Annotated in this window: 23 protein-coding genes; 7 read left to right on the top strand and 16 right to left on the bottom strand. The window is 32.4% G+C overall.

The window, feature by feature from the left end:
- Positions 1–151 precede the first annotated feature (151 nt).
- The 5 genes from FOF46_RS15440 to fbp all read right to left on the bottom strand — a co-directional run bounded on the left by FOF46_RS15440 (position 152) and on the right by fbp (position 4619).
- Positions 152–1681: an ATP-binding response regulator gene (locus FOF46_RS15440; protein ID WP_109435873.1), complete on the bottom strand. Its 1530-nt coding sequence runs from the start codon at positions 1679–1681 to the stop codon at positions 152–154.
- Positions 1682–1683: 2 nt separating this feature from the next.
- The gene (locus FOF46_RS15435; RefSeq protein WP_143917076.1) at positions 1684–2175 is read right to left on the bottom strand and encodes a Rab family GTPase; all 492 of its coding nucleotides are present in this window, start codon (positions 2173–2175) and stop codon (positions 1684–1686) included.
- On the bottom strand, positions 2162–2986 hold the full coding sequence (locus FOF46_RS15430) for a cell envelope biogenesis protein OmpA (RefSeq protein WP_143917075.1): 825 nt from the start codon (positions 2984–2986) through the stop codon (positions 2162–2164). Before FOF46_RS15430 ends, FOF46_RS15435 begins: the two co-directional genes overlap by 14 nt.
- Positions 2987–3004: 18 nt before the next feature.
- Positions 3005–3358 (bottom strand): fructose 1,6-bisphosphatase, encoded by a 354-nt coding sequence (locus tag FOF46_RS15425; protein ID WP_109435870.1) that lies wholly within the window; start codon positions 3356–3358, stop codon positions 3005–3007.
- A 262-nt stretch (positions 3359–3620) separates the two neighbouring features.
- Complete coding sequence (gene fbp / locus FOF46_RS15420) at positions 3621–4619, bottom strand: class 1 fructose-bisphosphatase (protein ID WP_109435869.1); 999 nt, start codon at positions 4617–4619, stop codon at positions 3621–3623.
- Between the two features lie 177 nt (positions 4620–4796).
- On the opposite strand from fbp, the gene FOF46_RS15415 reads away from it, so the two are divergent.
- From FOF46_RS15415 to FOF46_RS15405, 3 genes are read left to right on the top strand one after another with little or no spacing between them, the layout of a single operon-like run.
- Positions 4797–5276 carry a GNAT family N-acetyltransferase gene (locus FOF46_RS15415; protein ID WP_109435868.1) on the top strand — a complete coding sequence of 160 codons (480 nt, stop codon included), beginning with the start codon at positions 4797–4799 and terminating at the stop codon, positions 5274–5276.
- A gap of 18 nt (positions 5277–5294) precedes the next feature.
- Positions 5295–6548 carry an aspartate kinase gene (locus FOF46_RS15410; protein WP_143917074.1) on the top strand — a complete coding sequence of 418 codons (1254 nt, stop codon included), beginning with the start codon at positions 5295–5297 and terminating at the stop codon, positions 6546–6548.
- A 53-nt stretch (positions 6549–6601) separates the two neighbouring features.
- Complete coding sequence (locus FOF46_RS15405) at positions 6602–8410, top strand: GNAT family N-acyltransferase (protein WP_109435866.1); 1809 nt, start codon at positions 6602–6604, stop codon at positions 8408–8410.
- A gap of 73 nt (positions 8411–8483) precedes the next feature.
- On the opposite strand, the gene FOF46_RS15400 is transcribed toward FOF46_RS15405, so the two are convergent.
- The 5 genes from FOF46_RS15400 to FOF46_RS15380 form a co-directional block, all read right to left on the bottom strand.
- Positions 8484–8912, bottom strand: a complete 429-nt coding sequence (locus FOF46_RS15400; protein ID WP_109435925.1) for an arsenate reductase ArsC — start codon at positions 8910–8912, stop codon at positions 8484–8486.
- A gap of 70 nt (positions 8913–8982) precedes the next feature.
- A complete protein-coding gene (locus tag FOF46_RS15395; RefSeq protein WP_143917073.1) occupies positions 8983–9480 on the bottom strand; it encodes a GNAT family N-acetyltransferase in 498 nt (165 codons plus the stop codon).
- Complete coding sequence (locus FOF46_RS15390) at positions 9480–9965, bottom strand: DUF6428 family protein (protein ID WP_109435924.1); 486 nt, start codon at positions 9963–9965, stop codon at positions 9480–9482. Before FOF46_RS15390 ends, FOF46_RS15395 begins: the two co-directional genes overlap by 1 nt.
- A 20-nt stretch (positions 9966–9985) precedes the next feature.
- Positions 9986–10309 (bottom strand): ArsR/SmtB family transcription factor, encoded by a 324-nt coding sequence (locus FOF46_RS15385; protein ID WP_109435864.1) that lies wholly within the window; start codon positions 10307–10309, stop codon positions 9986–9988.
- 94 nt (positions 10310–10403) lie between these two features.
- Entirely contained in the window at positions 10404–10754 is a 351-nt protein-coding gene (locus tag FOF46_RS15380) for a TM2 domain-containing protein (protein WP_109435863.1), read from the bottom strand.
- A gap of 208 nt (positions 10755–10962) precedes the next feature.
- On the opposite strand from FOF46_RS15380, the gene FOF46_RS15375 reads away from it, so the two are divergent.
- The gene (locus tag FOF46_RS15375) at positions 10963–11385 is read left to right on the top strand and encodes a hypothetical protein (RefSeq protein ID WP_109435862.1); all 423 of its coding nucleotides are present in this window, start codon (positions 10963–10965) and stop codon (positions 11383–11385) included.
- A gap of 109 nt (positions 11386–11494) precedes the next feature.
- Here FOF46_RS15375 and FOF46_RS15370 read toward each other — a convergent pair whose 3' ends face one another.
- From FOF46_RS15370 to FOF46_RS15345, 6 genes are all read right to left on the bottom strand, one after another.
- A complete protein-coding gene (locus tag FOF46_RS15370; protein ID WP_109435861.1) occupies positions 11495–11878 on the bottom strand; it encodes a VOC family protein in 384 nt (127 codons plus the stop codon).
- Positions 11879–11888: 10 nt separating this feature from the next.
- Positions 11889–12347 carry a DUF1801 domain-containing protein gene (locus tag FOF46_RS15365; protein WP_109435860.1) on the bottom strand — a complete coding sequence of 153 codons (459 nt, stop codon included), beginning with the start codon at positions 12345–12347 and terminating at the stop codon, positions 11889–11891.
- Between the two features lie 14 nt (positions 12348–12361).
- Positions 12362–12883, bottom strand: a complete 522-nt coding sequence (locus FOF46_RS15360; RefSeq protein WP_109435859.1) for a DUF4199 domain-containing protein — start codon at positions 12881–12883, stop codon at positions 12362–12364.
- 103 nt (positions 12884–12986) lie between these two features.
- Positions 12987–13403 (bottom strand): response regulator transcription factor, encoded by a 417-nt coding sequence (locus FOF46_RS33035; protein WP_143917072.1) that lies wholly within the window; start codon positions 13401–13403, stop codon positions 12987–12989.
- A 51-nt stretch (positions 13404–13454) separates the two neighbouring features.
- The gene (locus FOF46_RS15350) at positions 13455–14072 is read right to left on the bottom strand and encodes an HD domain-containing protein (RefSeq protein ID WP_143917071.1); all 618 of its coding nucleotides are present in this window, start codon (positions 14070–14072) and stop codon (positions 13455–13457) included.
- Entirely contained in the window at positions 14066–15052 is a 987-nt protein-coding gene (locus tag FOF46_RS15345; RefSeq protein WP_143917070.1) for a 2-hydroxyacid dehydrogenase, read from the bottom strand. Before FOF46_RS15345 ends, FOF46_RS15350 begins: the two co-directional genes overlap by 7 nt.
- Positions 15053–15282: 230 nt before the next feature.
- Between FOF46_RS15345 and FOF46_RS15340 the strand changes: the two genes are divergently transcribed.
- The 3 genes from FOF46_RS15340 to FOF46_RS15330 all read left to right on the top strand — a co-directional run bounded on the left by FOF46_RS15340 (position 15283) and on the right by FOF46_RS15330 (position 23805).
- Entirely contained in the window at positions 15283–17124 is a 1842-nt protein-coding gene (locus FOF46_RS15340; RefSeq protein WP_143917069.1) for a T9SS type A sorting domain-containing protein, read from the top strand.
- Between the two features lie 295 nt (positions 17125–17419).
- The gene (locus tag FOF46_RS15335) at positions 17420–19096 is read left to right on the top strand and encodes a tetratricopeptide repeat protein (RefSeq protein WP_167571861.1); all 1677 of its coding nucleotides are present in this window, start codon (positions 17420–17422) and stop codon (positions 19094–19096) included.
- Between the two features lie 167 nt (positions 19097–19263).
- Entirely contained in the window at positions 19264–23805 is a 4542-nt protein-coding gene (locus FOF46_RS15330; RefSeq protein WP_143917067.1) for a leucine-rich repeat domain-containing protein, read from the top strand.

Genomic DNA, 23805 nt, shown 5'->3' with positions numbered 1-23805 from the left:
TTCAACTTGGGCAACTATTGCCAATTTAAAGCCTAAATTGTAATCTCGTTGTGTACGCTTCTTCCTTGGTTGTTCTGAATGTTTCATAAATAAGTCAATTTTGTGTCAACTTATTTTAGGACAAGACATTTATACGATGTAAAAAGGCTGCCTATTCGGCAGCCTTTTTTGCTATTTGCTTTATGATTTTATACATCAATTCTTCTTGTTCAAAAGGTTTTGCAATAAAATCATCCATTCCTGATCTAATACATTTATCTCTTGCGGTATCATTGGATTTTCCAGAAAAACCTATAATTGGAACCCCAGAAATAAACTTATCACCATAATTATTGCGTATCATATGCGTGGCCTGGTATCCATCAATTTTTGAAACTGTTAAATCCATCAAAACCAGATCATATTTACGGCGCTCAATATAATTTATAGCCTGTTGGCCATTGATAGCAATATCAACAAAAAAATTGCCTTTAGAGATTAGTATTTTCATAATGAGATATTGAGTAATCTCTTCATCTTCTACTAATAACACTCTAAACTTATTTGAACTCTCTGGGAGTGTATATTTTTTCTTTTTTCTATTAGGAGCAGTTTTTGTGATTTCAAATTTAAAAGGTAATTTGACATTAAATGTCGTGCCTTTTTCGGGTTCACTAATTACTTTTATTTCTCCATTGAGAAGATCAACCAGGTTTTTTACAATTGCAAGCCCTAAACCGGTTCCCGGAATTTGTTTGTCCTGATCAAATCGTGAGAAACGTTCAAACAGATGAGGTAAGTTTTCTTCATGGATTCCAATTCCTGTATCTTCAATTTTAAAAGTAAGGCTTAGTTTATTGGTACGCTGATAGTTTTTTGTGACCGATAAAGTAATTTTTCCTTCTTCAGTAAACTTAAAGGCATTGGTAAGGAGGTTGTTTATAATTTGATGTATTCTTGTTCTATCTCCAATCAGATATTCCTGAATGTTGGGATCAATATTAGTCTCAAAGACGATTTGTTTATCCTCTGCCATTTTAGAATAAGACTCACGAAATCCATCCATGATATCCTTAAAAGGAAAACGTTCTTCTACGATCTTTAATGTTCCTGATTCTATTTTAGAGAGATCAATCATATCATCAATAAGAGCGTTAAGATGTCGACTTTCTCTTTTTATAATTCTAGCAAGCTCTTCCTGTTCAAAAGTTAATTTTGTGGTTTCAAGTACTTCTACAAACCCTAATATACTCGTTAAGGGGGTTCTTATTTCATGATTAATATTAGCAATAAAACTATTTTTGAATTCTTCTTTTTCCAGAAGATATTTGTTTTTGAGTTCTAGTTCTTTGGCTAAAAGAATAGATTCGTTTTTTTGCTGTGCTATTTGATTTAAATCTTTGTATTTTGAAGTGTAATCAAAAAGAATAATGGTGATTTCCTCCTTTTCGAATGTTATAGTAATGTCACAGATTCTTTCTGAATCATTATCTTCTAAATGAATACAAGGAAAATTTAATGCAGTATGATTACTATAATCACTTTGTTCAAATTCTCTAAGAATCTCAAAAAAAGGATGAGCATCAAAAATAGAGGACTGCTTGGGCCAGTTAAAAAGGTTCTTGTCAGTTGCTTTGATGATTCCATCATAAGATACTTTGAGAACTTGTACTTGGGGGTTAAATTGCAATTCGTCTGCCATACTCACTTCGTTATTTCTTCAGCCAGGTCAGAAAAGAAATCCTGAACATTTTTATTCGTTTTTGCACTGGTTAAGCAATCGAAAGGTATATTGTTGGTTTTAAGATGTGCACTAATTTCTTTTTCATTAACCAAGTCCAGTTTATTACCTAATACTTTTGCGGGTACTTTGGTATAGTTTTCTTTTAGATATTCGAGATCTTTATTAATATTTATATAGGTTTCTTCCCTGGCAAGGTCAAAAACATAAATAAAAGCATGTGATCCTAGTAAATAAGATTTACGGGTATCTTCACTGTTAGAATGTCCTTCGGCATCCCAAATAATCATAGATAATTCTCTTCCGTCAGGCAATTGTACTATTTTTTTCTTAATCTGAACTCCAAGAGTTACTTTATATTCTTGTGAAAATTCATTGTCAATAAAACGTCTGAACAATGACGTTTTTCCGACACCAAAGTGTCCTAAAAGCACTACTTTTTTAGACAATTTCATCTGCAAAATGTTTTTTTAATTTTTTAGTAAAAAGGGTACTATCTTCTAAATCTTTACTAGAAATATAATTTTTGGCAAAATCTATAATTTGATCTTCCAAAACTTCCTTGAACATCATGTTATATGCTCCAGAAATTACCGCAGCTACATAATACGAATAAAAATTTTGAATATGTATAGTATATAATTCGTATTCTATTAATTCTAAGTTTTGATCACCTCCCTGAAAAGCATCTTCTACAAAACTTTTTATCGCGGTTAACATACCAGCGACCATTTCTTTATCAATAGTTCCATCAGATAGCGGACTATAGTCCGCCAGTAATATTCCAGAGTTTTTTTCGACCACAAACATTTGGATTAACCTTGGTTTTGCATAATCACTTATGGCAAGATCGCCTTCACTTACTCCCTGTACTTTTGCTTTGGTTCTACGAAACCAGTTTTTAAAAGAAAATGCTTGTTTGGTTTTTTTGGAGATATTTTCGCTAAGCAATTTCATTTCATGAGCAATGTATTTCTTTATCATTTTACCGATAATAGGAAACAAAGCTTCTACTACTGCGTCTTGAGAATTTTTAATTTCTTCTTTTAATGCTTCTGTGATGGTTGGTCCCAGAGTTTTTGGGATTTCTTGTACAAACTCCTCTAGTTTATCATCAATAATGGGATCAACTTTATGAGAAAGTTCTTTTTTCTGATGAACAATTTTGGTTAGTTCTTCTACTTTTTGAGCAATAGAGTCAGCAAATTCTTTTTCTTCGGTAAGAAGAAGTTCTTTAAGAATCTTAAGTTTATCCTGTTCCTCCATACTCTTGGATATCCTGGATTACTTTTGACTTATTTTCTCACCCAAAGAAATAAGAAGATCTCCCAATACTTTTTTATCAACCTTTTTAGCATCTAAGTGTTCTGCCCTTTCGGCAAGATTATCTTCTAATTCTGTAATTCTAATATTGATATCTGTGCTTAAATTATCTATAGCTTGATTAAGTTCTGCACGAGAATCCTCTATGAAGTTTTCGAGTTCTTTTTTCTTATTCGCAATGTCCTTTTTTACCTTTTCGAACTCTGAATTATAAGCTGCAATATTTTCTCCAAAAATCAGATTTTTTATTGCTTCTATTTTTGATGAAGGATCGTTATCAACTTTTTCTTCAATAGCTTTATTTTCTTTAGCCATTTGGTCGGTTTATTAGATTTTTGTTTTACACTATACGTAAAATTAACATAAAAACGCTAAAAACATAATGTTAATGGGTTATAATGTTAATTATATAAGGTTATCATCTTCTTTTAGGGAAGATTGTATGCTGTGTTTACTCTTAAAGTTTAGGGGATATGAATGGTATAGAATAGTATAAATATACAACTATTCCTTTATACATTGACAGTAAAAAAGTTTAATTTAGAGTTTTTAAACAAGCTCATAGAGACATAATAACTTATTCCATAAAAGATTCTACCTTTTCGACCATGTTTTTGCTACCGCAAATAAAAGGTGTACGCTCATGCAACTCGGTTGGTTTTATGTCCATAATTCGTCTATAGCCATCACTTGCTTTCCCTCCGGCTTGCTCAGTAATAAAAGCCATAGGGTTACATTCATATAATAAACGAAGTTTACCATTAGGCGATGTAGAGGTACTAGGGTACATATAGATTCCTCCTTTTATCATATTACGATGAATATCACTTACTAATGAACCAATATATCGAGAGGTGTATGGACGATCTTCTTTTTCTTCTTGACAATATTTAATATAATCTTTAATACCTTGAGGGAAGTGAATATAATTACCTTCATTGACAGAATAAATAGTGCCGTCGTCAGGAAATCTCATATTAGGATGTGATAAATAATAGGTTCCTAATGCAGGATTTAAAGTAAATCCATTTACCCCATGCCCTGTGGTATACACAAGCATGGTTGATGTTCCATAAATAATATAGCCTGCAGCGACTTGTAAATTTCCTGGTTGTAAAAAATCTTCTAGAGTAACTGGTGTTCCTGTTGGAGTAACTCTTCTATATATAGAGAAAATAGTCCCTACAGAAACATTAACATCTATGTTAGAACTACCATCCAGAGGATCCATAAGAACTACATAATTGTTTCGATGGTCATTTTTTTGACCTTTTATTGTAATAAATTCATCATTTTCTTCAGAGGCAATACCACATACAATTTCTCTGTTAGTAAGAGTATTAATGAAAGTTTCATTCGCCAAAACATCAAGTTTTTGCTGATCTTCACCTTGGATATTGGTTTCTCCTGCAGCTCCTGTGATATCTACCAGACCAGCTTTATTTACCTCATGATTTACCATTTTTGCAGCTAATCTTATTGAATTAATCAAACGCGAAAGTTCTCCACTTGCATATGGAAAATCTTTTTGATTTTCAATAATAAATTCTCCTAAGGTTTGGTTTTTTCTTGTCATTTATGGTGAAATTTATTTGGTGCAAAAGTATTATTTTTTAAGTAACTATAACGTTTTCGTAAGTTTAAATTATCAAACCTCTTTAATAATTAGCAAAAGATATAATATAGCTGTATAAGATTAGAAAATTACTCAAAATCTAATACATATTTTATAGTTTTGATAAACTTTTCTTTTATGGACTATATAATTAGAGATGCCAGAGAACAAGATATGGCTCAAGTTCTTACTTTAATACAAGAGTTAGCGACTTTTGAGAAAGAACCAGATGCAGTAGAAGTTACTGTTGATGAACTAATTCGTGAAGGCTTTGCAGAGCATCCGCTTTTTCATTGTTTTGTTGCTGAAGTACAGGATAAGATTGTAGGAATAGCATTGGTGTATTATCGATTTTCAACCTGGAAAGGACGTTCTATTCACCTAGAGGATCTTATTGTAAGCGAATCTATGAGAGGTACTGGGCTGGGAAGTGCATTGTATGCCGAAGTATTAAAATATGCAAAATCAAAAGGAGTAAGAAGAGTAGAGTGGGTGGTGTTGGATTGGAATACGCATGCTATTGATTTTTATGAGAAAAGTGGAGCTAAACTTCTAAAAGATTGGTACCTGGTCCAAATGGATAAAGAAGGAGTTCATAATTTTGTAGCAGCATTATAATTATAGAAAAAACTGTAGATGAGAGTTTTTAAATTTGGAGGAGCATCTGTTAAAGATGCTAATGCGGTAAAGAATGTTCTTAAAGTATTAGAAGAAACTGGATATTCTAATCTGGTTATTGTGGTTTCTGCAATGGGTAAAACGACCAATGCTTTAGAGAAAATTGTAACGTCTTATCTTAAAAAGGATTCAGATCTTGACAGTTTGCTGGATCACATTAAAATATATCATCAAGAAATTGTACTACAACTTTTTGATAATGAACAGCATTCTGTTTTTAAAGATGTAGAGCAGTTGTTCGTAGATTTGGATACTACGCTCAAAAGAAATAAATCGACCCGGTATGATTATATCTATGATCAGATAGTAAGCTATGGAGAATTACTTGCTTCTACTATCCTAAGTAGGTATTTAAATTATAAGGGATATCAAAATAAATGGTTGGATGCTCGGGATGTTATCAAAACAGATAATGCTTATCGAGATGCAGAAATAGACTGGGAGGTAACAAAACAAAGCATACTTAAAGGAGTAAATAAAAAAGGACTTAGTGTTACTCAAGGATTTATCGGATCTGATGAGAATAATTTTACAACCACCTTAGGTAGAGAAGGAAGCGATTATACTGCAGGTATTTTTGCATATTGTCTAAATGCCGATAGTGTGAGTATATGGAAAGATGTTCCTGGTGTACTTAATGCAGACCCCCGGGTTTTTGATACTACACAATTGTTATCGCATATTTCTTATGAAGAGGCTATAGAACTTGCTTTTTACGGAGCTTCTGTAATACATCCTAAAACAATTCAACCTTTGCAACGAAAAGAAATTCCTTTATACGTTAAATCGTTTTTACATCCACAAAACCAAGGAACTTCTGTGAAAAAAGGACAACCATTAGATCCACATCTTCCTTGTTATATCGTAAAGAAAAATCAAATCTTGCTTTCACTCTCGTCATTAGATTTTTCATTTATTGTAGAAGATAACATTAGTGAGATTTTTAGTCTTTTTCATCAATATCATATTAAAGTAGATTTGATCCAGAATTCGGCAATTAGTTTTTCTGTGTGCCTGGACGATAAGTTTAATAATTTTGAATCCCTATTAAGTAAACTTAAAGCAAAATTTAGAGTTACTTATAATACAGATGTATCCTTATTTACCATTAGGCATTTTACAAATGAGGCGATTACAACTTTAGAAAAGGAGAAAGACATTTTGTTAAAACAGATCACCAGAGAAACCTATCAAATGGTTACTAGGTATTAACAGCGTCAATTGAAGGATTTTGCTATATTTGCAGTTAGCGCAAATTGTATTTAATGCCCATAGTCACAGCAAGACAAGTAGCCACAGGGCTAAAATTAGATAAACTCGGTTTTATAGGTACCTTTATTGGTTGGGTACTTCTTAAGGTTACCCGAATATCAAAAATAAATCGCCAGTACGATTCACTTAGCCATTTAGAAGGTGTAGAATACATAAGTAAGACATTAGACTTGTATGGAGTTACTTTTGAAATCCCAGAAGAAGATTTAAAACGACTGCCAAAAGATGGCGCTTTTATAACATTATCAAACCACCCTTTAGGAGGTATTGATGGTGGGTTGTTGCTTAAATTGATGTTAACACATCGGTCTGATTATAAGATTATTGGTAATTTTTTGCTACATAGTTTTGAGCCTTTACAACCTTATGTGATGCCGGTAAATCCATTTGAAGATAGGAAAGAAGCTAAGTCAAGTCTTAAAGGAATCAAAGATGCAATTTTACATCTTAAAGAAGGAAAGCCTCTTGGAATTTTTCCGGCAGGAGAGGTGTCTACAATTAAAGAAGGAAAGAATTATGTTGATAAAGCATGGGAACCAAGTGCAATGCGTTTGGTTCATAAAGCAAAAGTACCTGTAATACCAATATATTTTCACGGTCGTAATAGCAGACTTTTTTATCGTTTAGCTTCGATTAGCAGTACACTTAGAACAGCTAAATTGCCGAGTGAGCTTTTTTCGCAAGAAAATAGAGTGATCAAAGTACGTATTGGTAATCCGGTTTCTGTAAAAGATCAGGAAGAACATACGAACCTGGAAGATTTTACCAGTTTTTTACGGAAGAAAACCTACATGTTAGCAAATCCTTTCGAGAAAAAAACACTGCGTGAATCTATTCCGCAAAATCTGAAATTACCAAAGTCTCCTAAAGAAATTGCAGGTGAAGGTAATATTAATATTATAGAATCTGAGTTACAGTACTGTAGAGATCATGATAAGCGATTATTGATTAGTAAAAATTATGAAGTTTTTCTGGCCAAGAAGAAATACATTCCAAACGTAGTTCATGAGATAGGTAGATTGCGAGAAATCACATTTAGAGAAATAGGAGAAGGGACCAATAATTCTCTGGATTTGGATCCTTTTGATGAGTATTATCACCATATGTTTTTATGGGATAACGGCGCAAAAAAAATGGTTGGTGCCTATCGTATGGGTATGGGATCTGAGATTTATGCTAACCGTGGTATTGACGGATTTTATTTGCAAGATTTATTTCGATTTGAACCAGAGTTGCATAAAATGATGAATGAGTCTATCGAGATGGGTAGAGCTTTCATCATTAAAGAATATCAACAACGCCCAATGCCATTGTTTTTATTATGGAAAGGGATCGTACATTGTACCCTGCGTTTTCCAGAGCATAAATATCTTATTGGCGGAGTGAGTATCAGTAATAAGTTCAGTAATTTCACAAAATCTCTAATGATTGAGTTTATGAAATCTCATTATTACGATCCTTATGTTGCACAATATGTGAGACCAAAGAAAGAATTTAAGGTAAAACTCAAGGACGCAGATAAAGATTTTGTTTTTGATGAAAGTAAAAGTGATTTAAATAAATTTGATAAAATTATTGATGAAGTAGAACCAGGAAGTCTTCGTATTCCGGTTTTAATTAAGAAGTATATCAAACAAAACGCAAAAGTAGTAGCTTTTAATGTAGATCCATTATTTAATAATGCGGTAGATGGCCTAATGTATATTCGTATTGCAGACTTGCCAGACAGTACAGTAAAACCAGTTATGGAAGAGTTTCAGGCCGAACTGGAGAAGAAATACTTTAAGAATGGAGATAAGTAATTAAAAAACAATAGAAAACCTCATAGTATCCAACTCTAAGGCACTATGAGGTTTTTAATATATAAAAGACTTTCTAGGATACCGTTTCTAATATGTTTTTTTCTACGAAATCTTTACAGTATTCTTTAATTTGATTTCGGGTCTTTGTAAAAGCAGCATGAATTTCCTCTTCTGTGCCTTCTACTTTGGATGGATCAAAGAAATTGTAATGTAGCCGTTCTGCTTTCCCGGGAAAAAAGGGACATCTTTCTTTGGCGTTATCGCATACGGTAAGGATGAACTCAAATTTTGTGTCCAAATACTCATTAAGATTATTAGAAGTGTGATTTGAGATGTCTATACCATCTTCTTTCATTATTGCTATTGCTTTTGGGTTTACTCCATGAGTTTCTACTCCGGCACTATAGATAGTGGCTTTACCCTTTGCAAAATGTTTAAGATATCCTTCTGCCATTTGACTTCTGCAGGAGTTTCCTGTACATAATACTAAAATGTTTTTCATTGTTGTCATTTTTAATGATTTTCTCACTGTATTGATATAGCTAAGTAAGAAGATCTGTGGTGTTTTGTGGTTATATAATTATTTTACTTCTGCGTTCTAAAATAGTATTATCATACCAGGTTGTATCCAGTTTTGCTATTTTTTCTCTGTATCCTATTTCTCTAAATCCTAAAGATTTATGTAAAGCAATACTAGCCTTGTTTATACTAAAAACCCCAGCTTGTAATGTCCAGAATCCTGCTTGTTCGCTTTCTGCAATTAACCTGGATAAAAGTAATGTACCTATTCCTAATCTTCTGTATTTTGAGGTTATATAAATGCTAACTTCTGCCACACCTTTATATACTTCTCGTTTTGAAACAGGAGCTAATGCTGCCCAACCTGCAACAGAATTTTTGACCATAGCTTTAATTCTACACGATGTAAAATGAGAGGCATCCCATTGTTCCCAGGTTGGTAATTGAGTCTCAAAAGTGGCTATCCCTGTATCGATTCCTTCTTTGTAAATTTCAGAAATTACGGACCAGTCTTTTTGAGTAAAATATTCTATTTGGATACTTTCACTCATTAGCAACATCCGCTACCAGGAGCACAAGAAGTTGCTTCTGCTTCACTAGTTTCTGGAACTCCACAAGTTTCTTTAGCCTTGCAGTCAGTAGGGTTTACAGCAAGCTTAACGATGAGTTGCCCTTCTTTAATCTCGGTACTTGTAATGTGCAGTTGTGCAGTATGGAATCTTGAATTTCCATATTCTATTTTTACTGTGGCATCCATTTCATAGGCTTTCATTTCACCTACTTTTCTTAATATTCCCAAAGCTTTGTATGCACTCATATAATTAGGTTTTCCTAATTCACTGGGGCTTTCCCAAAGTTGGATTATAGTTTCTTTCCAGGAATCAGTACCTGCTCCACAGTCGACTGCATCTATAGTAATGTGTTTAACTTCTGTGATATGATAGTTAGTACCTACCAGCATTCCTGGGCTATATTCAAATAACAATGATTTATCCTGGTGCTCTGCCAATACGGTTATAAAGTCTGATGTATTCATATTTTTATAATTAATTAGATTTAACAACAATTCATTTTTGTGGTATTAAAAAATGAATTAAGATTTTTTTGTAGGGTATTCCATCGATCAATATCAATACAATAGCACATACTTTTGCCTTCAATTTCACCTTTAAGCAATCCTATACTTTTTAATTCTTTTAGATGTTGAGATATAGTTGCTTGAGCTAAACCTATTTCTTCCACCAAATCATTGCAAATGCAAGCATTTTGTTTGCTTATATATTGAAGAATAGCTATACGAGCAGGATGACCAAGTATTTTGAATAGTTGTGCTAACTCATTTTGTCGCTGATCAAATATTTGTGTCTTGGTTATTCCCATAGCATTGATATTATTATATCGCAATATTACGATAATAAAGTGAAATAAAAAAACCGGAAAATTATTTTCCGGTTTTTTTAACAATGATTATATTTTAGAACCAAGGTTTTCTTCCTACCTGATAGGTTTGATAAAATTCATCATCAGATTTAGTAAGGTAAATAATACCTTCTATTAATCCAATGAAAGAACCAATACCACAGGTAACAAAAGTGATAACAATCTGTATTATTCCTTCTTTAGTATATCCAAGGTAGAATTTATGAATACCTAAAGATCCAATAATAATTGCAAGAATTCCAGCTATCATTTTCTTGTTTTCTTCAGAATTGATAACTTCTTTTGCTCCATCGGCAAAATCATTAGCTGCATCTTTTACAGTTTCTGCTGCTTCTTCGGCACCTTTCTTTATATCGTCGCCTAAGTTGTTGTTTTCTTCGCTCATAATTGTTTAAAAATGATTAATTTATTTGGAGAAAATTACAAAAAATATTGACTAAACATCAGAAGATCACGAATAATATTTATACTATTGGTTTTTGTTATATAACCTTGCTTGAGTATCATAAATTTTGATAATTGGTATTTATTGCTATATTTGATAAAACAACTTTGAATAAAAAACAAATACTAACCCTCTAAATTTTAAAACTATGATATGGGGAATCTCATTAATCGTATTAAGTATTCTTGCAGTACCATCGTTATTATTATCTAAAAAACCAAACGCTAAAGAGCTTTTAGAAAAAATCGAACCATATCAAGGCTGGATTGGGCTTGTGTTCTGTTTTTGGGGCATATGGGGAATTATTTCTGCCATTTTAAGCATAGGATTACTTGGATCATTTCCGATTTGGTGGATAACTTGGCTTGCAGGAAATGTTGTTTCTGCAATATTAGGATTTATGCTTGGATTTGGATTAATAAGTAAATATTTTTTATCTAAAAGTGAAGAAGCGAAGGAAAAAGCAAACCAGCTTCGAGAGAAATTGGCTCCAAAACTTGGTAAACTAGGAATTTTAGGACTCATAGTTGGCGGCTGGATGATAGTAGCTTCACTTTTGTTTGCAGGATAATATTATTTTGTCAAGATTATAATAAGTATAGAATAAAGGTATATTCTATATATTTAAATTAAATATGAAAAGGTTGGCCGTAAAGCCAACCTTTTTTATTAAAAGCTATTTATAAAAATGCTTTGTCAACAGGCTCCCAAAGCTCTATTTTATTCCCTTCAGGATCTACAATCCATCCAAATTTTCCATATTCATATTCCTCTACCTTATCAATAACAGTTACACCTTCATTTTTAAGAGTTTCAAGAAGTTCAGTTAAGTTTTCCACCCTAAAATTCATCATAAATTCTTTTTCACTGGGAGCAAAATAGGCAGTGTCATCTTTAAAAGGACTCCATTGAGTCGAGCAATCATTACCTTGTTTATCTTTCCACCAGAATGTACAACCATAGTCATCGGTATTAAAACCAAGATGATCTCTATACCATTCTTTTGTTTTTTTTGGATCGGCTGTCTTAAAAAATATTCCTCCTATTCCTGTTACTCGTTTCATAGTTATATTGTTATTTGTTTTTTACTTTAGATTCATACATAGTAATCCATTCCTGTGGAGTCATTTTGGTTGCTAATTCTCCGATCAATTTCATCGGTATCTGATCTATTTTTTTGAAACGGATGCAACTTTTACCCATATCTAATTTTGTTTTTACATATTTGGGGTATTCGCCAACAAACCAGTTCATTAATTCGGGATTTGCATAAATGCCGCTATGATAGACCGCTATAAAGTTCTTTTGAGAAGCAATATTCATGAATGGTAATGGTAACTTAGGATCGCAATGATATCCATCGGGGTATAATTGATGAGGCACAACATAACCAATCATTTTATAACTGATCACTTCAGAAAAACCTTTGGGAAGATTTTCTTTAATCACCTTCCTAAGATTTTGCATGACCTCTTTTCTTTCTTCAGGAATAAGATCGATATATTCATCAGGTGTTTTGGCTTCGTATTGCATGTGTTTTGATTTTTTTAGTTACTTCTTGTAGGTTTACGTTGAAGAATAAGTGCAGAGATTAATGAAATGATAAATCCAACAATCATGACGGTAGCAAACATAAGAAAGAAGTTCATAAATATGTTAGAGAATAATTCTTTTTGAGATTCTAACTCTGCTAGTTTTATTTTAAATTCGGCTTCTGGCAGAGAAGTTTTCATTTGTTCGACATAGTGTGCATAATATTCTGCCATAAAATCTGGATTGATATACTTTACATAAATCACATCTAGTATTCCAAATGCTAATGCAGCGATTAGTGTAATAAGTACACCAATCAATAAAGCTCTTCCAAAAGCTACTATGCCATTATTTTCTTTATCCCGATAATGTTTTATACCAAAAAACACAAAGAGTAAGGACACGACCATACCCAAATAGCCTATTACTTCTTGGATAGAATAATCCAAACCTTGCCCTAAAAACCATCCTGCAAGTGCTAAAGCGCAAATAGAAATGGCACTTCGTATTCCGTAGCGAATAATTATGTTTTTCATTTTAATATGTAGTTAAATGTTTGATTCAAAAGTAGATCCGAATCTTAAAAAAACACTCATACTAAAGTATGAAATTCATACTATATACCTGGTATAAGGTATTTTAATATGGTATGATTTTAAGCTCTTTAGCTTTTTGTATAGCCTGTGTTCTTCGTTTAGCATCTAATTTTACTAATACATTAGAAACATGAGTTTTTATAGTGCTTTCTGAAACAAAAAGCTTTTCAGCAATTTCTTTATTGGATAATCCAGAAGCTATTTCACATAATACTTCATATTCTCGTTTACTTAAACCAAGAGTTTCGATTTTTTTATGATCTATCTCCTGAGGTTTAATTTTTTCTTTGTGTAAGACTCTTCTGTTTATAAGTATACCAATAACAAAGAAGATAATAGCAATAATAGCAATTATGGTTTCTACAGAAGAATTTCCTGTAATAATACTGTATTTGCTTAACTGAAATAGTGCTAGCAATGCGATTACAAGAGCGGTAAAAATAAAAATAGTTTTCCTCACTTTATAAATGTAATAAAACTGAAATTGAGTTGAAGTATTTTTAAACAATCTCTAGGAAAGAAAATCAATTTCTTGCCTAAGGTTTTCTTTGGCCCGGAGTTCGAATTTATGATAAAAATAATCGGTTTTAAAAATAGCAGGCATAGTAATGAAGTGATTTAAAACTTTGATTCGCCCTTTATTATACATGAAATCAGGATAGTACTTATATTCTTTACGTACATTTTTAAAATAGACCTGATAATTTTCCCAATCGCTACCTAATATAGAAAGGTCAGCATCGGTAAAGTAGTTGATATCACTATTTTTAGAAATATTATGTCCTTTGGTGGCTAAGATGATTTCTTTGCAGAGGAGACTTCGATGTTTATCAATTGACAAAGCATGTAGTATTTCTACTGCCTTCTTAGCACTTTGTGCTTCATTATCCTGTTTTAACGCATTGTAGATATAATCATGATAAAACAAAGCAAATATAACCATGTCCCAGTCTTTGATTTCGTTTTTGACTTCAGTCAGGTTATGATAAAGATGTTCGAGATGAGAGAGATTATGATAGTGTCTGTTCCTTTTACTATGGTACTTTACAACATCACTCCATAAGGATTTGATATAATCAACATCCTTTGTGTAGTTGGATAGTAATGTTATAAATACTTCTTTTAACAAAATTCAGTTTTGATTTTACCTACTATGGTTTGTGCTAATTTCTCTTTGGATTCAACAGTCCAACCAGCGACATGAGGACTTAGGATTATATTGTCCATTTTTAACAATGCAGAAAAAGCATCTGGCATCTCGACAGAGCCTTTGCTGAGCGAAGACGAAGTGCTTGATGTAACATCTTTTTTTGAAGTAAATAAATTTTCAAAAGAAGATTTTTCATATTCTAAAACATCTAATCCAGCTCCCAATACCTTTCCTTCTTCTATACTTTTAACCAGATCTTCGGTCACTACACTTTTTCCTCGAGCGGTATTGATAAGCCAAAATGGTTTTTTGAATTTGTTGATGAATGTTTTATTAATCATTCCAATAGTCTTTGGAGTTTCTGGAGTATGTAGACTTAAAACATCAGTCTTTTCAAAAAGCTCTTGTAGTTCTACTTGCATTGCATTACTATCCTCTACATCGTCTAGAATGTCATAACAAATAACTTCTACATTAAATCCACGTAGCTTTTTGGCAAAGGCTCTACCCATATTTCCATATCCAATAATACCAACTGTTTTTCCATCTAATTCGATACCTCGATGTTTTTCACGTAACCATTGTCCGTTTCGTACACTTTGATCAGCAATATTCATTTTGTTGAATAGCGACAAAATCATACCTAATGCATGCTCACCAACAGCATTACGATTCCCTTCTGGAGCATTAAATAGTTTGATTCCTCGTTCCTGAGCGTATTGGATATCGATGTTTTCAAGACCAGCGCCAACACGACCAATAAATTTTAAGTTTTCTGCCTTATTTAAAAATGTTTTATCGATGGCAAAACGACTACGAATAATGATACCCTCATAAAGAGATATATTATCTTCAATTTCTGTTTTAGTCGATGTATAATCTTCATCATTTTCAAAACCAGCTGCCGCAAGTTGATTTAATAGTAAAGGATGATTAGTATCCAAGTGAAGGATTTTCATATCTATGGTATTGACATCAAAAATAAGGATTAAACCTCAATTTGTATATTAAAAATACCTCAAATCAAATGGTAATAATTACGTAGGGCTACTAATATTATAAGATATATCCTATATGTACTTTTGTGCACATAAACTGATTGAAAAACAGCATATTTAACAGTATTAATTTTTGTTAAAGAAAAGTTAATAAGTACTTTCGCAGCTTTAAAAAACAAACCCTTATACATATGATTAAAAAATTACTTACCGGAATAATTTTTATATTTTTTTCTACTACAGCATTTTCACAGTTCTTTACTTCTGATGTGATTGTGCAAGGTTCGATGCAAATTGGAGGTAGTGCTCAAAATGGGCACAATTTTGGCTTCAATACTTTTGTCATGAGTGAGGATAACCTTAGAATGTATTTTGATGATACCTCAGGAAGCGCTTCTTTTCCATCAAATGATTGGCGTTTTACTTTTAATGATAGTGGTAATGGTGGTAGCAATTACTTTTCAATAGATGATGCTACCGGGGGGAAAGTACCTTTTAGAATAGATGCAGGAGCACCTAACAATGCTTTGCGTATCGCAGATGATGGAAATATTGGTATAGGAACCAATGACCCAGGAAGCATCGAACTTAATATTTTAGATAATGACACTCCTACGATACGTTTGGCGCAGAATGGAGGTTTTGGAATTCAATCCTGGGATGTAGCGGGAAATGAAACTAATTTTTTTGTGCGAGATGTAACAAATGGGAGTAAATTACCTTTTAAAATTCAACCCAATACACCTACAAATACATTTGCGATAGGTAAGAATGGAAATATTGGTGTCGGTTTTGGAGGAGGATCATTTCCTAATATAAATGCGAATGCCTCTATACATATGAAAGCTACCAATAAAGGGCTTTTAATTAATAGACTAACAACTACACAGCGTACAACGTTTTCTGCTAGTTTGGATGCAGACGAAAATGGAATGATGGTGTATGACAATGAAGAAAACAAATTATACTTATGGAATGGCACGGCATGGGTAACCGATACCGATGCCCAGGATTTGGATCTTACGGATAATACATTGAGCTTAACCAATGATGGAACTACAGTAGATCTTGCCAAATATCTGGATAATACCGATGCTCAAACGATAGATACGTTTCGATTGAACAGTAATGATCTCGAGATATCTCTGGAAAACGATGGTGTAGCTGTTCAAAAGGTTGATCTTTCCGGGTATTTAGACAATACCGATGCTCAGGATCTTGATTTATCAGGAAATACCTTGAGCCTAACTAATGATGGTACAACAGTAGATCTTGCCAAATATTTGGATAACACAGATAGCCAAGAACTTTCATTGACCACAAATACCTTGGGTATTTCTGGAGGAACAAATACTATTGACTTATCAAATTATCTCGATAATACAGATGATCAAACGCTTACACTAAGCAATACTACTTTGAGTATTTCTGGAGGAAATAATATAGATTTATCTGTTTTACAAGATGGCACAGGAACTGATGATCAGACATTAGATTTATCTTTAAATGTGTTAAGCATATCAAATGGGAATGCAGTAGACCTTTCTTCATATGTAAATACCGATAACCAGGATTTAACATCTGCAACGTTAAGTGGCACTGATCTTACTATCAACATCGAAAATGGAAACGCAGTCACCGTAGATTTATCTTCGATATTGACCCCATTGCAAGACGAAAATGAAGCACAACAAACACAAATAGATGACTTGATAAGCCGTCTTGAAGCTTTAGAACAAAGTATAACAAGTGAAGATACTTCGACAAAATCTAATATGCCTGTGTTATATCAAAATATTCCTAACCCATTTAATAGTACCTCTAGGATTAAGTATTACTTACCAGATAGTATTACTAATGCTTCTGTAGTATTTAGTGATATGACAGGTAAGGTGTTTTCTACGATATCATTAAAACAAACTGGTGATGGAGAATTATATATTAATAGTGATGGCTTAGCTAGTGGGACTTATTTCTACACACTATATGTTGGAAGCCAAAAGATAGATACCAAGAAAATGGTTATAGAGTAAACGTCTATCGATTAAGATATTAATATCAAAAATCACCCAATTAATCGGGTGATTTTTGGTTATATATTATTGTGTTCTTTTAGTACTCATCTTCATTGTCATCACCGGCATCATCGGTGTTTTGTTCTTGCAAAACAGTTAGAGAATCAGAACTTCTGTTTCCTCCATAAATGGTATTAATTTCAATTTTTTCATCACATTTGTTTATAAAGTTTATCTAAATATAAAGAATAAAATAAAGTGCTAATATGTAACCGATTCATCCAGTTATTTTAAATTAGTAAGTTTGTTGATGATGAAACGCTATTTACCCTTTCTACTCTTTTTAATATCATGCTACTTTTATCCACAAGAAGCTGATACCGCGTTGGTCAGGTTAGAAAAAGAACTAAAACTTGCATCTACAAGATCTGATAGCATAAACGCAATGTTGATGTTAGGAGAAATTCAATATGATAGGGATTTTAGCATTACAGAACAGATTATTGATAAAGCATTGGAGCTAATAGGTCTAAAAAATGATAGCATTAGTCAACAACAATTAGCAAAAGCCTATGTTGTAAAAGGAGTTGTACATAGACGAGAAGCTGATTATCCTAAAGCCTTGGAGTATTATCTTAAAGCCCAGAAGATTTATAAAAGTCAAAATGATTCTTTGCACATTTCTGATGTATATCATAATATGGGGATGGTATACCGATACCAGAAAGCCCATGATAAGTCCATTGATCTGTATAAAAAGGCTATTACTATAAAAACACAGTTAAAAGATACACATGGTATTGCTGCAGGATACAATATGATGGGAGTTTCATACCGTCAAACCAAAAGAATAGATTCGGCATTAATTTGCTATGATAAAGCAAAAGGGTTATTTAACGCTATTAGCAGTGTAGATGATGTGCAACGGGTAAATAATAATATGGTAGCGGTGTATAGAGATAAAGGGAACTATGACGAAGCACTTCGATTAGCTTCGGAAAATATTAGATATGCAAAACGACTTAAGAAAAAGTTTTCTTTATGTACTGCTTATTATAATGTATCTACTATTTACAAAAGAAAAAAAGAGTTTAATAAGGGGGTTAAATATGCAGATTCCTCCTTGATGATTGCACAAGCAGAAGGTTTTAGAGAACGTATTGCCAAAGCATATCTTCGGAAAAGTTTTTTGAATCATCTCCAAGGGAATTATAAAGATGCATATTTTGATTATAGAACATTTAATCGACATTCAGATTCGATTTTCAATATTGAAAATATAAAGAAAATTCAAGCATTAGAATTAAGCCATAAATTTAATCAGGAAAAATTAGCAGATAGTTTAGTATTTGCACAAGAAAAAAGAGAAGTAGCTTTATTGGCAGAAACTGAAGCTTCAAAAAAGTGGTTATATCTGGGGTTGCTTTTAATAGCTTTAATAGCCGCTTTAATAATAGGGTTTTTAGTAAGAAGAAATTACCAAAACAAAGCCCGAATTTTGACCGAAAAGCTTGAAAAAGAAAAAGTGCAAAAAGAATTATTAGAGACAAAAGTAAAAGCCAATGAAGAAGAAACCAAACGACTGATTGCTGATAACAGTATGCGTTTAGAGTTTAAACAAGAGTTGTTAGACCGATTAAAAAATGAAATAGCACCAGAAGCTTCAAATACAGTGAAAGAAGCAATTAATTCTCTGACTTCAGAGCTACAGGTACAGATTAAGACCGAAGGAAAATTATCGGGACTACAATCTAAAATTGAAGAAGTCAATAAAGGTTTTGATACTAAGCTTCGAGATTTATATCCATCACTTACTAAAACTGAACGTGAAATGTGTGCATTGCTTCGCCTCAATTTATCTATCAAGGAGATTATGATCGCTCGTAATGCTTCATTAGATTCAGTGAAATCTACACGTTATCGAATACGTAAAAAACTAGGGCTTTCCTCTGGGGAAGAACTCGAAAAATTCATTCAAAACATTAGCTGATTTTTTATACGTATCCCCACGTATATTTGCTTAAAAACAAGGGTTTGCCACTTTTTGCCACTGTTAAAATTATCTTAAAATTAAATAATTATAGTATCATTGCCCAAAATTTAAGAGCTGCAAAATGAATGTAGGTTTTAATTGCTATAAACGTAAAAGCCCCTTATATGAAAAGAAAACTACTCCTAACTTTTTTCTTGTTATTTGGTTATGTCATAGTTGCACAGGAAACTTTTGTTCAAGATAATAATTTTGAAAATTATTTAGAAACGCATGATGCTGATGGAAATGTAGTTTCTGTTGGTGATGCCACGAGCATGGGGAATGGAATTGCCAATGATAATACGGTATATACATCTAGGATAGAAAATGTTACTGATTTGGATATTTCTAGGTTAACGGTTAGTGATGCCACAGGAATTGAAGGTTTTATAGCATTAGAAAATTTTAGATGTTTTGAAAACCCATTATCTGATATAGACCTTTCTCAAAACGTAGCATTACTTACCATAGATATAGGCAAAAACAATCTTACTAGTTTAGACCTTTCTACAAATACTGCACTAACTTCTGTAAGTTGTAGTCGAAACCAAATTACAAGTTTGGATGTATCACAAAATACACTTTTAGAAACTTTGGGCTGTAGTAACAACCTAATTAACAGTTTAGACGTTTCCAATAATACTGCGTTAAAAAAATTATCTTGTTATAGCAACCCCTTAGGGAGTCTAGATGTAACAAAAAACCTACTATTAGAAGACCTGGATTGTGTGGATACAGGTCTTACCGTTTTAGATGTAACTCAAAATCCAGAACTGTTAGAACTACAAGCCTATGAGAACTCGCTTACAAGCTTGGATCTAAGTAAAAATGTAAAACTGGTCGAACTGTTTATAGAAGATAACCAAATTACGAGTTTAGATGTTTCAAAAAACACAGTTCTAGAAGATTTATCTTGCGCATACAATGCATTAACTTATCTCAATATCAGAAACGGGAATAATGCAAATTTAAACCCTAGCGATTTTGACATTCGCAATAATCCAGGATTAACATGTGTATCAGTAGATGATGTAACATATGCTAATACAACATTTACCAGAAAAGATGTTCAAACTGAATATAAACTGTTTTGTTCAGAAACCTATGTACCTGATGATAATTTCGAAAATTATTTAGAAACACATAACGAATTTGGTACAGTAGTGCCTGTTGGTGACCCAACTAGTTTAGGTAATGGTATTGCCGATGATAATTACGTAGGAACAGAAAGAATACAAAATGATACTGTTTTGGATCTTAGTAATCAAGGAATTACTGACTTTACAGGGTTGGAAGGTTTCGCAAATGTAGAAAGATTGTACACAAACAGTAATACAATTTCCAACTTAGATCTTACAGGAAATACAAAACTAATTGAAGTAAGCTGCCAGTCCATGGGGCTTACCAGTTTAAATATTTCAGGATTAACTTCATTAGAAATAGTAAGAGCTAGAGATAACAATTTATCAATGATAGATGTAAGTTCTAATGTAGCATTACATACCTTAAATTTAGATGATAATAATTTTAGCAACATAGATTTAAGCGCAAATGCTGCATTAATTGATTTTAGAATAAGAGAAAATTCAATAAATACCTTAAATATTTCTAATAATATCAATTTAAGAAGTTTATATGTAGATGATAATTCACTATCCACTCTAGATGTATCAAATAATACGCTAATAGAAACATTACGATGTGGAGGAAATCAATTTACAACCATTGATATAGGTTTACTTACTAATCTTGATAGTTTTTCTATAGAAGACACACCAACACTTACGGTATTAGATATTACTAATAATACTAATCTTGAAGATATCGATGTGAGTAATACAGCATTGTCTGTATTAGATATTACAAATCAAACTAACCTGGTAGAGCTTTATACAAACAATACTGCAATTAGTACTTTGGATTTTAGTATAAGTCCAGATATTGAATATGTAGAATGCCAAAATGGACAGTTGACTTCGTTAAACTTTAAAAATGGAAATAATAATAGTGGGATGGAAGTCTATGCTACTGGAAATCCAAATTTAGTATGTATACAAGTTGATGACCCTACAGCTAGTTATTTGAGCAGTAGCAGCTGGGAAAAAGATGCTACAGCTAGTTTTAGTGATGATTGTAACTGGACTTATGTGCCAGATGATAATTTCGAGAACTATTTAGAAACGCATGACGCTGATAATAATTTTGTTTCTGTAGGAGATCCAACCAGTATGGGTAACGGAATTGCAAATGATAATTATGTGAAGACTGCTAATATTGAAAATGTAATGAGTCTATTTATTGCTTTTCAGGGAGTTACGGATATCACAGGTCTAGAGGATTTTTCAGCTTTACAAACATTATTTATGTTTAATAATACATTAACTGATACTAATTTAGATCTTACCAACAATACCAATTTATCAAGAATAGATGGAGGAGATATGGGCTTAACAAGTATTAATGTAACAGGATTAACTGCCTTAGAGCATTTGGATATTCCTCGTAATGATATTACTACAGTTGATATTTCTACAAATACAGCTTTAAAAACATTAATTCTTTCCTCGAATGATCTATCCGGATTAGATGTTAGTAATAATCTTTTATTAGAGGATTTACAAATTCATGAAACAACATTAAGTAGTATCGATCTTAGTGTTAATGTGAACTTAACAAGAATCTTAGCTTCTTTAAATCAATTTGCATCGCTAAATACTCAAAATAATATATTACTTGAAACTTTAAATTTATCTAGAAATCCATTAACTTCTTATGATGTAAGTCACTTATCAAATCTTCAAGATTTAAGTTTTGATGAAACCAATATTACTTCGATTGATATTAGTCAAAATACAAGTTTAGTAGAGTTTAATGCAAGAGATATCGATGAACTAGCGGAGTTAAATGCAAGAAATGGAAATAATAACAACTTTACTGAATTTAGGGTAACGGGTTGTCCTAATTTGACCTGTATAGAGGTAGATGATCCAACGGCTGGGTATTTATCAAGTTGGGAAAAGGATACTACTGCAAATTTTGCTGAATATTGTCGATTCACAACCATCCCGGATGATAATTTTGAAGCTTATTTAGAAACACATAACGAGTTTGGAGGAAGTGTAGCTTTAGGAAGTGCAAACAGCTTGGGTAACGGAATTATTGACGACAATCTAGTACCTACAGCAAAAATTGAAACTCTTCAATTATTAACACCCAGAAATGAAGGTATCCAAAACTTTACAGGAATAGAAGATTTTGTGAGTTTAATTCGATTTTGGATTGACGAAAACTCATTAACCGATACGAGTTTAGACCTAACCAATAATACATTATTAGAAAGTGTAACTGCGGAGAATACAGGATTGACCAGTATTAATATTGCAGGATTAAAGGTATTAGAAAGCTTAGCTGCAGCAAATAATAGTCTTACCAGTTTGAACATCTCAACCAATACTGCTTTACGATTTTTGGATGTAGCAGATAATAGCCTCACAAACTTAGATATAAGTGCTAATGATTTAACGAGTCTAACGGTTACGAACAATAACTTAGGAACTATAGATGTAACTAATCAAGCTAATTTGACATCTTTATATTGTGAAAATACCAGGATTACTGCACTAAATATTCAAAACAATTCATTGCTAGAAAATCTGGAATGTGGTAGTAATGGATTAAGTTCGCTGGATGTAACTCATCTTACCGATTTATTTTACTTGTCTTTTAGCGATACGAATATTGCAAATATCGACCTAAGTAACAATGCCAATTTAAGTAGACTGGAATGCGATGATACACCGCTTACCTATTTAGACTTGGTTAAACAAACCACCCTCGATAACTTATCCTGTAAAAATGCACAACTTACAGGCTTGAATTTAAGAAGTGGAAATAATGCAGATTTAGATAATGTAGATGTTACTGGTAATCCAGACTTGACTTGTATCGAGGTAGATGATCCAACTGCTCCAGTAATAGGGGGGTGGTTAAAAGATGCTACAGCAAGCTATGCAGAATTCTGTAGATTAACCTATGTGCCGGATGACAATTTTGAAACTTTCTTAGAAAATCAAGGGTTTGGTAACGGAGTGATTGATGATTATGTATATACTGCCTTAGTTGAGGTTTCAGAAGGATTTAATCTGCATAATGGATTGGTTGCAGATATGACAGGTATCGAAGATTTTAGAGATATGTGGTTCTTAGGATGCCGTAACAATACTAATTTAACAAGTATAGACTTAAGTAATAATATTAAACTGAGTGTAATTACTTTAGCCAATAACAACTTAGCAAGTTTAGATTTAACAAATAATGTACTTCTAGAACAAGTATACCTCGACGATAATGTTAATTTAGGAGATGTAGATATTTCTGAACTTACTGCTCTAACTAATTTAAGCGTATCTAATACAGGTATTAATTCTATAAATATTTCTAACAATCCATTGTTAAGACAGTTAATCTTAAATGATAATAATTTTACAGAGTTAGACATTTCTGCATACCCAAGCATTGTACAATTACGTGTTGCTAATAACCAATTAACTTCGCTAAATGTTGCGAACGGAAATAATGATAATTTCACTTGGTTTGATGCTTTAGGAAATCCTGATTTAACATGTATTAAAGCTGATAAAGTAGTTCAGTTATATCCAGATATTTGA

This window comes from Aquimarina algiphila, from assembly GCF_007489275.1.
GTDB lineage: Bacteria > Bacteroidota > Bacteroidia > Flavobacteriales > Flavobacteriaceae > Aquimarina > Aquimarina algiphila.
Note: the sequence above shows the minus strand (reverse complement) of the source record. Positions and strands in the feature narration are given on the sequence as shown.